Below are 14,274 nucleotides of genomic sequence, written 5' to 3'. Positions count from 1 at the left end.
ACTGACATTTATATATTATCTAATTTGACTAATAAACTCTTGACATGCCAAACCTGGATCTTCTTCTTTCATAAAATTTTCTCCGATTAAAAATCCTTGAAAACCGTATTCTTTTAATCCTGTAATAATTCTTGGATCTGAAATTCCGCTTTCAGAAACTTTTACAGAAGTATCAGAAATTTGATTTGCCAACTTGATTGAATGTTCTAAATCAACTTCAAAGGTTTTTAAATTTCTGTTATTGATGCCGATGATTTTATTATCCAAATCATTGATTTTATCCAAATCTTCTTGTGTATGTACTTCGTACAATACTTCCAATCCAAGTTCAGAAGCAAGTTTTCCATAGTTTTTTAACTCTACAGAAGTCAAACAAGAAGCAATCAATAAAATCACATCTGCTCCGATTGCTTTGGCTTCCACAATTTGAAATCCATCAACAATAAAATCTTTTCTTAAGATTGGTTTTTGCTGGTTGATAACTCTTGCTTCCATCAAATCTGCCATCGTTCCGCCAAAAAACGAAGTATCCGTTAAAATAGATTGCGCCGCAACATTTGCGTCCAAATATCCATTAGTTACCTCAGCAATAGTTGCTTTGTCGTTGATAATTCCTTTGGATGGCGATTGACGTTTAAACTCGGCAATAATTCCGGTTGAACCAACTTCTAACAACGATTTTTTCAGTGAAAATACTTTTCTGTCAAAATTCGGACTTTCTACTAATTTCTTTAAAGGAACTTCTGCTTTTATCTTGGCGATTTCCTTCTTTTTAAATGCGATTATTTTGTCTAAAATTGTCATCTTTATTTTAATTACATCTCTATACAAATTTATTCATTCTTCATAAATTCACTCGATGTGACAATACGTTTGTCAGTTCGAGTGATTTTCGATTTTATGAGAAAATTGTATCGAGAACTCTATTTTATTATTTTACTCAAACTTTCTTTTGCTTTCAAACCAAAAAGTGAACTTTTTGCTTCCTCAAACGCTTCTTCAAATGATTTTTTATAATCAACTACTTTCAATGCAAAAGCAGCATTTGTCAATACTACATTATTTTGCGATTCGCTCCCATTTCCTTCAATAATATTCTTGAAAATTTTTGCTGCATCAGCAACTGAATTTCCTCCAAATATTTCTGACTGTGCTAAGTTTTTAAAACCCAATTCTTCTGGAGTAATTAATTGTTCTCCTTGTTTTGTAAACAATTTAAATGCACCAGTTAATGATATTTCATCATAACCATCTAATGCGTGTACAATTCCGTAATTGATGTCTTCTTCTTGTAAAATATAATTGTACAAACGCGCTACTTCTAAATTAAAAGTTCCCAACAATTGATTCTGTGGCGAACTCGGATTTACCAACGGACCTAACATATTAAAAAATGTTTTCAACGCCAATGCTTTTCGTGTTGGTCCAACAGCTTTCATCGCTGGATGAAATTTTGGTGCATGTAAAAAACAAATATTTGCGGCTTCTAATTGTTGTTTTAAAATGTTTTCATCATTGGTGAATTCATATCCAAAACTGGCTAACATATCAGAAGAACCCGATTGTGAAGACACCGAATAATTTCCATGTTTCGCCACTTTTTGTCCAGTTCCAGCAACAATAAATGAGGTTAAAGTTGAAATATTGAACGTGTCTTTTCCATCGCCGCCAGTTCCTACAATATCAATCGTATTAAAATCTGACAAATCTACTTTTATTGCCAATTCTTTTAAAGCATCTCTAAAACCAGAAAGCTCATCGACTGTAATTGGACGCATCATAAAAACGGTCATAAACGATGCTAAATGTGCGTCGTTGTATTTTTCTGTGGAGATGTGTATCAAAATCTCTTTTGCTTGCGCTTTTGACAAGGTTTTTTGTTGATATAAATCGTTTAAAATTGCTTTCATTTTATGCTGAATTTATTTCAGTATCTTTTTGTCAGGTCGAGCGCAGTCGAGACCTAATTAAAACCTCTCGACTGCGCTCGAGGAGACAATTTACTTTTTAATGTTTTCTAAAAAATTTCGAACAATTTGCTCGCCAACTTCTGTTAAAATAGATTCTGGATGAAACTGAACTGCCGAAATATTAAACGCTGTGTGTTCAATTGCCTGAATTGCTCCGTCTTCATCTATTGCCGTAATTTCTAATTCTGATGGGAAATTTTCTTTGGATGCAATCCAAGAATGATACCTGGCTGCTTCAAATTTTTGCGGAATTCCTTTAAAAATAATAGCCTCTTTTTTAATGATTTCCATTTCGGTTGCAACTCCGTGAAAAACTTCTCCCATATTTTCAATTTTACCTCCAAAAACTTCTGTTATTGCTTGCAATCCTAAACACACTCCAAAAATTGGAATTCTTCCTGCGTAGGTAGCAATGACTTCTTTTAAAATTCCTGCTTCATTCGGAATTCCAGGACCTGGAGATAAAATGATCACATCGTATCGCTGAATTTCTTCTACATCAATTTCATCATTTCTAAAAACATCTGGCAAATTTCCAGTAATATCTTCTACCATGTGAACTAGGTTGTAGGTAAAAGAATCGTAGTTGTCTAATATTAATATTTTCATTGTAAAGCTTTTGGCTTTTCGCTATTAGCTATTCGCTAAAGGCTAAAGGCTATTTTTAAATATTTTCTGCTAAAAACAACGCTTTTTTTAACGCTGCTAATTTATTATTTACTTCTTGTAATTCTTTTTCTTCATCAGAATGGATAACAATTCCTGCGCCTGCTTGATAATACAACACATTGCTTTTACTCACAAAAGAACGAATTGCGATGGCTAAATTTACCGAACCATCCAATCCTATAATTCCGACTGCTCCGCCATAAAATCCGCGAGATTGATTTTCATATTGATCAATTAATTGCATCGCTTTGTATTTTGGTGCGCCGCTCAACGTTCCGGCAGGAAACGTATCTCCAACAATATTTATCGGATTTCCTTTTATGTTTCCTTTTACTGTAGAAACCAAATGAATTACATGACTAAAATATTGCACTTCTTTAAACACTTCAACTTTTACATTTTCAGCGTGTTTGCTTAAATCATTTCTAGCCAAATCTACCAACATTACATGTTCTGCAGTTTCTTTTTTATCTTCGGATAATTTCTTCCCCAATTTGATGTCTTCAGCCATATCACCAGTTCTTCGAAACGTCCCAGCTATTGGATTGATGATTGCTTTACCTGCGGATATTTTAATTTGTGCTTCTGGCGAAGAACCCATCAATTTAAAAGATCCGTAATCAAAATAAAACAAATAAGGAGACGGATTTATAGAACGCAATGCTCTATACACATTAAATTCATCGCCTTTAAATGCTTGTTGAAACTGACGCGATAATACCAATTGAAAAACATCACCACGTTTACAATGTGCTTTTGCTTTGACTACATATTCTTTAAAATCTTCGTCGGTACAATTGGAGGTTTCTTCTCCTTTAATTTCAAATTTCTGGGTATTAAAAGTTTGCGCTTTTATGATGGTTTCAATTTCTGAAATTCTTGATTCCTTTCCTTGTTCAATATTTTCAATCAAAGTCATTTCATCATTAAAATGATTGATAGCAATAATAAATCGATAAAAACTGTATTGCATCAACGGAATCTTAGACGGCGCATCTTTTACATTCAGTTGAATATTTTCAAAATACTGAACGCTATCATAGGTTGTATATCCGTACAATCCGTTGAATGATTTTAGTTTTGCATCACAATCTAAATCAATAGACTTTGAAAAATTATCAAACAATTCATAAAAATTTTTATCAATAGAATGCTTATCAATTGTTTTTCCTTTTTGCGAAACCACAAAATTGTGATTTTCAACTTTCATGGTTACGATTGGTTCAATACATATAAAAGAAAAACTTTCTTCTTTACTGTGATAATCTGAACTTTCTAATAACAGCGAATTGGCGTATGCATCTCTAAATCTTAAGTACAAACCAACCGGAGTTACTGTATCTGATATTCGAGTTGTGCTAGTCGTTTTAAATTGTAATTTTTTCATGTATGCTGAATTTATTTCAGTATCCTTTTGTCAGGTTGAGCGCAGTCGAGACCTTTTTAATTTTATCCTCCTTAATAACCTCTCGACTGCGCTCGAGGTGACATTTGAACATTAAAAACAAAAAAGGCTTATCGTGAGATAAGCCTTTTTAATTATGTTTTATATACATATAGGTTTTTCCTCACTTAACGTTTAAGAGAGTTCCACCACCATATGTTTTGTGTATTCATCATTGAGCTACAAATGTATGATAGATTTTTAAATGACCAAACAAATCTTTTAAAAAAATTTATCTTGATAACAAATTTCTATTTTTTAGCTCTTTTTTTCCACCACAAATTACATATTATCTTAAATTATACGTTTAAAGTATATTTTTTAAATCAATAATGATGTTTACATTTAATAACAACAATAGTAATTGTTTATTTGCATCATAATTATAATAAAAATTACAAAATAGATAGATTATGTGTGGAATTGTTTGTGCGTTCGATTTAAAAGAAAAAGCTGATATATTAAGACCTCAACTATTAGAAATGTCTAAAAAAATTAGACATCGTGGGCCAGACTGGAGCGGAATTTACAGTGATGAAAAAGCCATTTTAGCGCACGAGCGTTTGGCAATTGTTGATCCATCATCAGGGAAACAACCTTTATTTAGTGAAGATAAAAAATTGATTTTAGCGGCAAACGGAGAAATCTACAATCACAGAGAGTTAAGAAAACAATTTGAAGGCTCTTACAATTTTCAAACAGCTTCAGATTGTGAAGTTATATTGGCTTTGTACAAAGAAAAAGGAACGTCGTTTTTAGACGAATTAAACGGAATCTTCGGTTTTGCAATTTACGACGTCGAAAAAGACGAGTATTTTGTAGCAAGAGATCACATGGGAATTATTCCATTATATGTTGGTTGGGATGAAAACGGAACATTTTATGTAGCTTCAGAATTAAAAGCCTTGGAAGGCGTTTGTACAAAAATCGAATTATTTCCTCCAGGCCATTATTTGTCTAGCAAAGATGGAGTTTACAAAAAATGGTATGCTCGCGATTGGACGGAATTTGATGCTGTAAAGGAAAATGAAACTTCGATTGATGAAATTCACGATGCATTAGAAGCTGCTGTTCACAGACAATTAATGTCTGATGTTCCTTACGGAGTGTTACTTTCTGGCGGATTGGATTCTTCAATTATTTCTGCTATCGCTAAAAAATATTCTGAAAAAAGAATAGAATCTGATGATACACAAGCTGCTTGGTGGCCACAATTGCATTCGTTTTCGGTTGGATTAGAAGGTTCGCCAGATTTGGCTGCAGCCCAAAAAGTAGCTGATCATATTGGAACTGTTCATCACGAAATTAAATTTACCATTCAGGAAGGTTTAGACGCTATAAAAGATGTTGTTTACAATTTAGAAACTTACGACATCACAACCATTAGAGCTTCTACTCCAATGTATTTAATGGCGCGAGTTATCAAATCTATGGGCGTAAAAATGGTGTTGTCTGGCGAAGGCGCAGACGAATTGTTCGGTGGATATTTATATTTTCACAAAGCACCAAATGCACAAGAGTTTCATAAAGAAACCGTTCGTAAATTAGACAAATTACACATGTACGATTGTTTGCGAGCAAACAAATCTTTAGCAGCTTGGGGCATTGAAGGCCGTGTTCCGTTTTTAGACAAAGAATTTATGGATGTTGCGATGCGCATCAACCCAAAAGATAAAATGATCAATGGAGAACGCATGGAAAAATGGGTCATCAGAAAAGCATTTGAAAAATATTTACCAGAAAGTGTGGCGTGGCGACAAAAAGAACAATTTTCTGACGGCGTTGGTTACGATTGGATTGACACGTTAAAAGAAGTTGTAAATTCTAAAATTTCTGATGAACAATTAGCAAATGCTAAATTTAGATTTCCAATTCAAACGCCAACAACAAAAGAAGAATTTTATTATCGCTCCATTTTTGCAGAACATTTTCCGAGTGATACAGCTGCATTGTGTGTTCCGCAAGAACCATCAATTGCATGTAGTTCAAGAATCGCTTTAGAATGGGACGAAAGTTTTAAAAACCAAAACGAGCCTTCTGGAAGAGCTATTAAAATGGTTCATGAAGATGCGTATTAAAAAGAATAACTAAGAAGCTTGTTAATAATTATTAAAATCTTTATTCCGTAATAGCTTCTTAAATCAATAACTTTATCTCATAAAAAAATTAATATGAAAATTAAAAAAGTACTTGTTGCCAATAGAGGTGAAATTGCCATCAGAATATTTAGAGCTTGTACAGAAATTACAGTTAAAACTGTTGGTGTTTATACCTTTGAAGATCGCTATTCACTTCACAGATATAAAGCGGATGAATCTTATCAAATTGGAGAAGATAATGAGCCGTTAAAACCGTATTTAAATATTGATGAATTGATAAAAGTTGCACTTCAATGTGGCGCAGATGCAATCCATCCTGGTTACGGATTTCTATCAGAAAATGCACTATTTGCTCAGAAATGTGAAGAAAACGGCATTATTTTCGTCGGGCCAAAAGTATCTGTACTTACATCGCTTGGCGATAAAATTACTGCGAAAGAAGTAGCTGTTGCTAATAATATACCTATTATTAGAAGCAACAAAAAACCGTTAAAAGATATTGAAACTGCTTTGAGTGAAGCAGAAATTATCGGCTATCCGATTATGCTAAAAGCCGCTTCTGGTGGTGGTGGAAGAGGAATGCGAGTGATTAGAGAATCCTCAGAATTAAAAGGCGCTTTTAACGAAAGTAAACGTGAAGCTTTAAATGCGTTTGGAGATGATACAGTTTTTTTAGAAAAATTTGTTGAAAATCCGAAACATATAGAAATTCAGATTGTAGCCGATAATTACGGAAATACCGTTCATTTATTTGAACGCGATTGTTCGGTACAACGTCGTTATCAAAAAGTGATTGAATTTGCTCCTTCTTACGATTTAAAACCAGCAACAAAAGACGCACTTTATCAATATGCAATTGATATTTGTAAAGCCGTAAATTATAATAATATTGGAACGGTTGAATTTTTAGTTGACGATGATGGTTCTATTTACTTTATAGAAGTAAATCCGAGAATTCAAGTTGAGCACACCGTTACAGAAGTGGTAACCAATATCGATTTGGTAAAAACACAATTGTTTATTGCTGGAGGATATAAATTAGCCGATCAACAAATAAAAATTCCAAATCAAGAAGCAATTAAAGTTACTGGTTACGCGTTGCAATGTAGAATTACAACCGAAGATCCACAGAACGATTTTAAACCAGATTATGGAGAAATTACAACGTACAGAAGTGCATCAGGATTCGGAATTCGTTTAGACGCAGGATCTGTTTATCAAGGTGCAATTGTGTCTCCGTTTTTTGATTCTATGTTGGTAAAAGTAACTGCAAATAGCAGAACTTTAGATGGAGCTTGTAGAAAAGTTCGTCGTGCACTTACAGAATTCAGAATTAGAGGCGTAAAAACAAACATGCCTTTTTTAGATAATATTTTAAAACACGAAACTTTTAGAAAAGGAGAAGTAACTGTTAATTTCATCAAACAAAATCCAGATTTATTTATTTTTAAAGCTCCTAGAAATAGAGCAACCAAATTAGTCACATATTTAGGTGATATCATCGTTAACGGAAATGCGGATGTCAAAAAAATAGATCCTACAAAAACATTTGTAAAACCTATTGTTCCAAAGTTTGATGTGAACGCCGCACATCCGAAGGGAACAAAAGATTTATTGACAGAATTAGGTCCAGATAAATTTTCTCAATGGTTAAAAGCTGAAAATAAAATACATTATACAGACACCACAATGCGTGATGCGCATCAAAGTTTGTTAGCAACAAGAATGCGAACTTTTGACATGCTAAAAGTAGCCGAAGGCTATGCTAAAAACAATCCTGATATTTTTAGTATGGAGGTTTGGGGCGGAGCAACCTTTGATGTTTGTTTGCGTTTTTTACAGGAAAATCCTTGGGAACGCTTACAATTATTACGTAAAGCAATGCCAAACACGCTTTTACAAATGCTTCTTCGAGGCTCAAACGGAGTTGGTTACACGGCGTATCCTGATAATTTAATCGAAAAATTTGTAGAACAATCTTGGGAAAATGGTGTTGATATTTTTAGAATATTTGACTCTCTAAACTGGATGAAATCCATTGCTCCTTGTATTGAACATGTTCGAAACAGAACGCAAGGTTTAGCTGAAGGGTCAATCTGTTATACTGGCGATATTTTAAATCCGAAGAACACAAAATACAATTTAAAATATTACACAAGTTTAGCCAAAGACATCGAAAATGCCGGAGCACATATTTTAGCAATTAAAGACATGGCTGGTTTGTTAAAACCCTATGCTGCTTTTGAATTGGTTTCGGCATTAAAACAAGAAATTAACATTCCAATTCATTTACATACGCACGATACTTCGTCAATTCAATCTGCAACCTATTTAAAAGCGATTGAAGCTGGTGTAGATGTGGTTGATGTAGCTCTTGGTGGTTTATCTGGATTGACATCGCAACCTAATTTTAATTCGGTTGTAGAAATGATGAAGTTTCACGAACGCGAAAATCCGTTGAATGTTGATTCATTGAACGAATATTCTAACTATTGGGAAACCGTTCGAGAATTTTATTATCCGTTTGAATCTGGTTTAAAAGCAGGCTCTGGAGAAGTCTTTAAACACGAAATTCCGGGCGGACAATATTCCAATTTAAAACCACAAGCACAAGCGTTAGGATTGGAAGATCGATTTCATGAAATTACCGCAATGTATGCTGATGTAAACATGCTTTTTGGCGATATTGTAAAAGTTACACCAAGTTCTAAAGTAGTTGGAGATATGGCACAATATTTAGTGAGCAACAACTTAACGGTTCAGGATGTTTTAGAAAAAGGAGATTCAATTTCCTTTCCGCAATCGGTGGTAAGCTTCTTTAAAGGAGATTTAGGTCAGCCTGTTGGTGGTTTTCCAAAAGAGCTTCAGAAGTTGATTTTAAAAGATGAAAAACCGTATACGGATCGACCAAATGCACACATGGCTCCTTTAGATATTGAAGCTGAATACGAAGAATTTAAAAAAATATTTGAACAAGATTTAAGCAGACCAATTAATATTACTGATTTTCTGTCGTACAAATTGTATCCAAAAGTTTTTACAGATTCTTATAACAAACATTTGAAATATGACAATTTAATGAATTTGCCAACTAAGAATTTCTTTTACGGAATGGAAATTGGCGAAGAAATTATTGTTGAATTAGACAAAGGAAAAACACTGCTTATCACTTTAGATTCTGTTGGAGAACCGAATGAAGACGGTTTTGTAACGGTGTATTTTAAAGTAAATGGTCAAGGTAGATCTGTGCAAATAAAAGACGCATCTATTAAAGTTGATAAAGTAGAACACGTAAAAGCTGATAAATCAAATCCAAAAGAAATTGGCGCTCCGTTACAAGGAATGTTATCTACAATTTTAGTAAAAGAAGGTGAAGAGATCACTAAAAATCAACCTTTATTTATTATTGAAGCCATGAAAATGGAAACTACCATTACAGCCAATGAATCGACTACTATACAACAAGTAGTTTTAAAACCAGGCATTATGGTAAATTCTGAAGATTTGATTATTAAACTGTCTTAAAAAGTAAAATATTTAACATTTTTTAGAAAATATCAAATACTAAAATCTCACTTCTGTGGGATTTTTTTTATTTTTAAAAAATCAAACAAATTTTAAAAATCAAACATTAAAAATAAGGTCATTTTTAAGCGATTTAAGCGACTTTTTAGTAATTAACAAATGTTGATAATTATCATTGATAAAAGGGGATTTCCTTTGATTAAAACAGCTTTTTTCTTAACTTTGTTAGATAGTAATTCGTCTTTACTAAAGGCGATTTTTTTTAAAATTAAATTTAAAAATTCACTTTATAATGAGCGAAGAAAAAAAACACGATTATTCAGCCGACAGTATTCAGGCATTAGAAGGAATGGAGCATGTTAGAATGCGTCCATCAATGTATATTGGAGATATTGGTATTAGAGGATTGCATCATTTAGTTTACGAAGTTGTAGACAACTCTATCGATGAAGCAATGGGTGGATATTGTGATACTATTGATGTTACCATCAACGAAGACAATTCTATCACAACAAAAGATAACGGACGTGGAATTCCGGTTGGAATTCACAAAAAAGAAGGCGTTTCTGCACTGCAAGTTGTAATGACAAAAATTGGTGCTGGGGGTAAATTTGATAAAGATTCGTATAAAGTTTCTGGAGGTTTACACGGAGTTGGTGTAAGTTGTGTAAATGCACTTTCAGAACACTTAAGAGCAACGGTTCATAAAGATGGAAAAATCTGGGAACAAGAGTACGAAAAAGGAAAAGCCTTATATCCTGTTAAAACCATTGGAGAAACCGATTTTACAGGAACCATTGTAACTTTTTCTCCAGACAAATCAATCTTTTTACAAACAACAGAATACAATTACGAGACTTTATCTACTCGTATGCGTGAGCTATCCTATTTAAACAAGGGAATTACCATTACACTTACAGATAAACGTAACACAGATGATGAAGGAAACTTTATCTCTGAGGTTTTTCATAGCGAAATTGGATTGCCTGAATTTATCAGATATTTAGACAGCACAAGAGAACAATTAATTAGTGATGTTATTTCTATTGAAGGAGAAAAAAATGGTGTTCCTGTTGAAGTTGCGATGGTTTATAATACTTCGTATTCAGAAAATTTACATTCGTATGTAAACAATATCAACACACACGAAGGTGGAACACACCTATCTGGTTTTAGACGTGGATTAACAGCTACTCTAAAAAAATATGCTGATGATTCTGGATTGTTAAAAAACTTAAAATTTGAAATTGCTGGTGATGATTTCCGTGAAGGATTAACAGCCATTATTTCTGTAAAAGTGCAAGAACCACAATTTGAAGGTCAAACCAAAACAAAATTAGGAAACAGAGAGGTTACTGCAGCAGTTTCTCAAGCTGTTTCTGAAATGCTAACAGATTACTTAGAAGAAAATCCGAATGATGCAAAAACCATTGTTCAGAAAGTAATTTTAGCCGCTCAAGCGCGTCACGCAGCTCGCAAAGCTCGTGAAATGGTACAGCGTAAAACCGTAATGAGCATTGGTGGTTTGCCTGGTAAATTATCAGATTGTTCAGAGACAGATCCTTCTCAATGTGAAATTTTCTTAGTTGAGGGAGATTCTGCAGGTGGAACAGCAAAGCAAGGAAGAGATAGAAATTTTCAAGCAATTTTACCATTACGTGGAAAAATCTTGAATGTTGAAAAAGCAATGCAACATAAAGTTTTTGAAAACGAAGAAATTAAAAATATGTTTACCGCTTTAGGTGTTTCAATCGGAACAGAAGATGATCCAAGAGCATTAAACTTAAGTAAAGTTCGTTATCATAAAGTGGTGATTATGTGTGATGCCGATGTAGATGGATCGCATATTGCAACATTAATTTTAACTTTCTTCTTTAGATATATGAGAGAAATGGTTGAGCAAGGATATATTTATATTGCAACTCCACCTCTATATTTAGTAAAGAAAGGACAAAAAAGAGAATATGCTTGGGACGACAATCAACGTGATTTAATCGCTCAAAAATTAGGTGGTGGTGTTAATATCCAAAGATATAAAGGTCTTGGAGAGATGAATGCAGAACAATTATGGGATACCACTATGAATCCTGAATTTAGAACCTTAAGACAAGTTGTTATTGACAACGCTACTGAAGCAGATCGTGTATTCTCTATGTTAATGGGAGACGAAGTTCCACCACGAAGAGATTTCATTGAAAGAAATGCAAAATATGCAAATATTGATGCATAAAAAACTACGTCATTTGTCGTATTTTTATCAAAAAACACACCTTTTTAGGTGTGTTTTTTATTTTCTTACTATATTAGCACTAACATTATAATATAAAAACAACTAATTTTAACTAAATTTTTATAATATGAAAAAGTACATTTTAATTTTTATAAGTGTTTTAGCGTTAAGTTTTAATGCAAAAGCACAAGATGGTTTTGAGAACATACTTCTTGCACCATCCAGCGATTCAAATAAACTAATGAGTGCTTATTTTACTCCTGCAATGGAAGGTTTTATTTACGGAATGAATAACGGTTGGTATCATACAGCGAAAGTTCACAAAATATTAGGCTTTGATTTAACTGTTGGTTTAAGCGCCGCAATGGTACCAAGCGAAAAAGAAACTTTTTCTATTTCTGCCTTAGGGTTATCTAGCGCTCTTAGTACAAATGCAACTAATGCATCAACTTTTGGAGGACCAGATACACCAACAACTTTTACCGTTACCAAAACTGTAACAATTAATGACCCTAGTTCTCCGGCAAACGGACAATCTAGAACTGTTACTGCAAATTTTGATATGCCTGGTGGAGTTACTGGAGAATTACCTTTAAATGCAATCCCTGCTCCTGTAGCACAACTAAATGTTGGATTGCCCTTTAAAATGGAAGCAATGGTTCGTTTTTTTCCAGAAACAGATTTAGGAGATGATGGTGGAAAAGCAAGCATGTATGGAATTGGTCTTAAAAAGGAAATCACAAGTTGGTTTGGACCGTTAAAAAGATTACCATTACATGTTTCTTTATTAGCAGCTTACACTTCTATGGATGTTAATTATGGATTTGCAGATGTAAATTCTGGAAACTTTCAAATGGCAAATGCTTCTGCAGATTTTGAATTACGTTCTTATACAGCTCAAGCAATTGCTTCTTTAAATTTTCCTTTTATTAATTTTTATGGTGGTATCGGTTATAGTGGTGGTACTTCTAAATTTAAAATGACAGGAACTTATAAAGGAGAGTTTACATACTCAGAAGGCGGACAAACATACACCTATGAAGAAACTTTAACACCTCCAAATATGGAATTTGATGCTGGTGGACTTAAAACTACTATTGGAGCTAGATTTAGCCTGTGGTTTTTAAAAATATTTGCAGATTATACCATACAAGAATACAATACTGTTAGTGCAGGAATTGCATTAAGTATTAGATAATAAACTAAATAACATTAATAAAAAAGGCCGCGAATTTCGCGGCCTTTTTTTGAATTATATCAAAGGTACATTTTACAATTATTTATAGTACTTTTGTACAACAAAATTTATTCAACACACAAAACAAAATAAAATGAAAGTAACAGTTGTAGGTGCAGGTGCTGTGGGCGCAAGTTGTGCAGAGTACATCGCTATTAAAAATTTCGCTTCAGAAGTTGTAATCTTAGATATTAAAGAAGGTTTTGCCGAAGGTAAAGCAATGGATTTAATGCAAACAGCTTCCTTAAACGGATTTGATACTAAAATTACTGGTTCTACTAGTGATTATTCTAAAACAGCAAATTCAGATATTTGTGTAATTACTTCTGGAATTCCAAGAAAACCAGGAATGACACGTGAAGAATTAATCGGAATTAATGCCGGAATCGTAAAAATGGTTTCTGCTAGCTTAATAGAGCATTCTCCAAATACAATTATCATTGTGGTATCTAATCCTATGGATACAATGACTTACTTGGTTCATAAAACAACTGGCTTACCAAAAAATAGAATTATTGGAATGGGTGGTGCTTTAGATTCTGCTCGTTTCAAATACAGATTAGCAGAAGCATTAAATGCTCCAATTTCTGATATTGACGGAATGGTAATTGGTGGGCATTCTGATAAAGGAATGGTTCCATTAACGCGTTTAGCAACTAGAAATTCTGTTCCTGTTTCTGAATTTATTTCTGAAGAAAGATTACAACAAGTTTTAGAAGACACTAAAGTTGGTGGCGCAACCTTAACTGGATTATTAGGAACTTCTGCATGGTACGCACCAGGTGCAGCAGTTTCCGGAATGGTACAAGCAATTGCTTGTGATACTAAAAAGATTTTCCCTTGCTCTACTTTATTAGAAGGTGAATATGGACTGAATGATTTATGTATCGGAGTTCCTGTAGTTTTAGGTAAAAACGGAATTGAAAAAATTGTAGAGATTCATTTAAGTGATGCTGAAAGAGCGCATTTAGAAGCATCTGCAGAAGGTGTTAAAAAAACCAACAGATTGTTAGAATTGTAACTGATTTGCTTTTGGCAATTTGCCTTTAGCTATTAGTTCTAAAAAAAAATCCAGCCAAATGGCTGGATTTTTTCTTTTC

The 14,274-nt window shown here is 33.4% G+C and carries 9 protein-coding genes; 5 read left to right on the top strand and 4 right to left on the bottom strand.

Features of this window, described 5'->3' with window-relative positions; all coding sequences use genetic code 11:
• Positions 1 to 15: 15 nt before the first annotated feature.
• The 4 genes from trpC to ACEWL1_RS09495 form a co-directional block, all read right to left on the bottom strand.
• A complete protein-coding gene (gene trpC, locus ACEWL1_RS09510; protein ID WP_301401558.1) occupies positions 16 to 804 on the bottom strand; it encodes an indole-3-glycerol phosphate synthase TrpC in 789 nt (262 codons plus the stop codon).
• Positions 805 to 923: 119 nt separating this feature from the next.
• Complete coding sequence (gene trpD / locus ACEWL1_RS09505; protein WP_409233082.1) at positions 924 to 1,910, bottom strand: anthranilate phosphoribosyltransferase; 987 nt, start codon at positions 1,908 to 1,910, stop codon at positions 924 to 926.
• Between the two features lie 90 nt (positions 1,911 to 2,000).
• Entirely contained in the window at positions 2,001 to 2,579 is a 579-nt protein-coding gene (locus ACEWL1_RS09500) for an anthranilate synthase component II (protein ID WP_409233081.1), read from the bottom strand.
• Positions 2,580 to 2,634: 55 nt separating this feature from the next.
• Complete coding sequence (locus ACEWL1_RS09495) at positions 2,635 to 4,026, bottom strand: anthranilate synthase component I family protein (RefSeq protein WP_409233080.1); 1,392 nt, start codon at positions 4,024 to 4,026, stop codon at positions 2,635 to 2,637.
• Positions 4,027 to 4,496: 470 nt separating this feature from the next.
• On the opposite strand from ACEWL1_RS09495, the gene asnB reads away from it, so the two are divergent.
• The 5 genes from asnB (at position 4,497) to mdh (ending at position 14,195) form a co-directional block, all read left to right on the top strand.
• Positions 4,497 to 6,161, top strand: coding sequence for an asparagine synthase B (gene asnB / locus ACEWL1_RS09490; protein ID WP_409233079.1), 1,665 nt, complete (start codon positions 4,497 to 4,499; stop codon positions 6,159 to 6,161).
• Positions 6,162 to 6,254: 93 nt separating this feature from the next.
• Entirely contained in the window at positions 6,255 to 9,707 is a 3,453-nt protein-coding gene (locus ACEWL1_RS09485) for a pyruvate carboxylase (RefSeq protein WP_409233078.1), read from the top strand.
• Between the two features lie 292 nt (positions 9,708 to 9,999).
• Positions 10,000 to 11,937 carry a DNA topoisomerase (ATP-hydrolyzing) subunit B gene (gene gyrB / locus ACEWL1_RS09480; protein WP_409233077.1) on the top strand — a complete coding sequence of 646 codons (1,938 nt, stop codon included), beginning with the start codon at positions 10,000 to 10,002 and terminating at the stop codon, positions 11,935 to 11,937.
• 127 nt (positions 11,938 to 12,064) lie between these two features.
• Positions 12,065 to 13,135, top strand: coding sequence for a DUF6588 family protein (locus ACEWL1_RS09475; RefSeq protein ID WP_409233076.1), 1,071 nt, complete (start codon positions 12,065 to 12,067; stop codon positions 13,133 to 13,135).
• 133 nt (positions 13,136 to 13,268) lie between these two features.
• Entirely contained in the window at positions 13,269 to 14,195 is a 927-nt protein-coding gene (mdh, locus tag ACEWL1_RS09470) for a malate dehydrogenase (protein ID WP_409233075.1), read from the top strand.
• Positions 14,196 to 14,274 lie beyond the last annotated feature (79 nt).

The sequence above is a fragment of the Polaribacter gochangensis genome, from assembly GCF_046224025.1.
GTDB classification, from domain to species: Bacteria; Bacteroidota; Bacteroidia; order Flavobacteriales; family Flavobacteriaceae; genus Polaribacter; species Polaribacter gochangensis.
The sequence above is the reverse complement of the archived record's forward strand: the minus strand, read 5'-3'. Positions and strand labels throughout refer to the sequence as shown.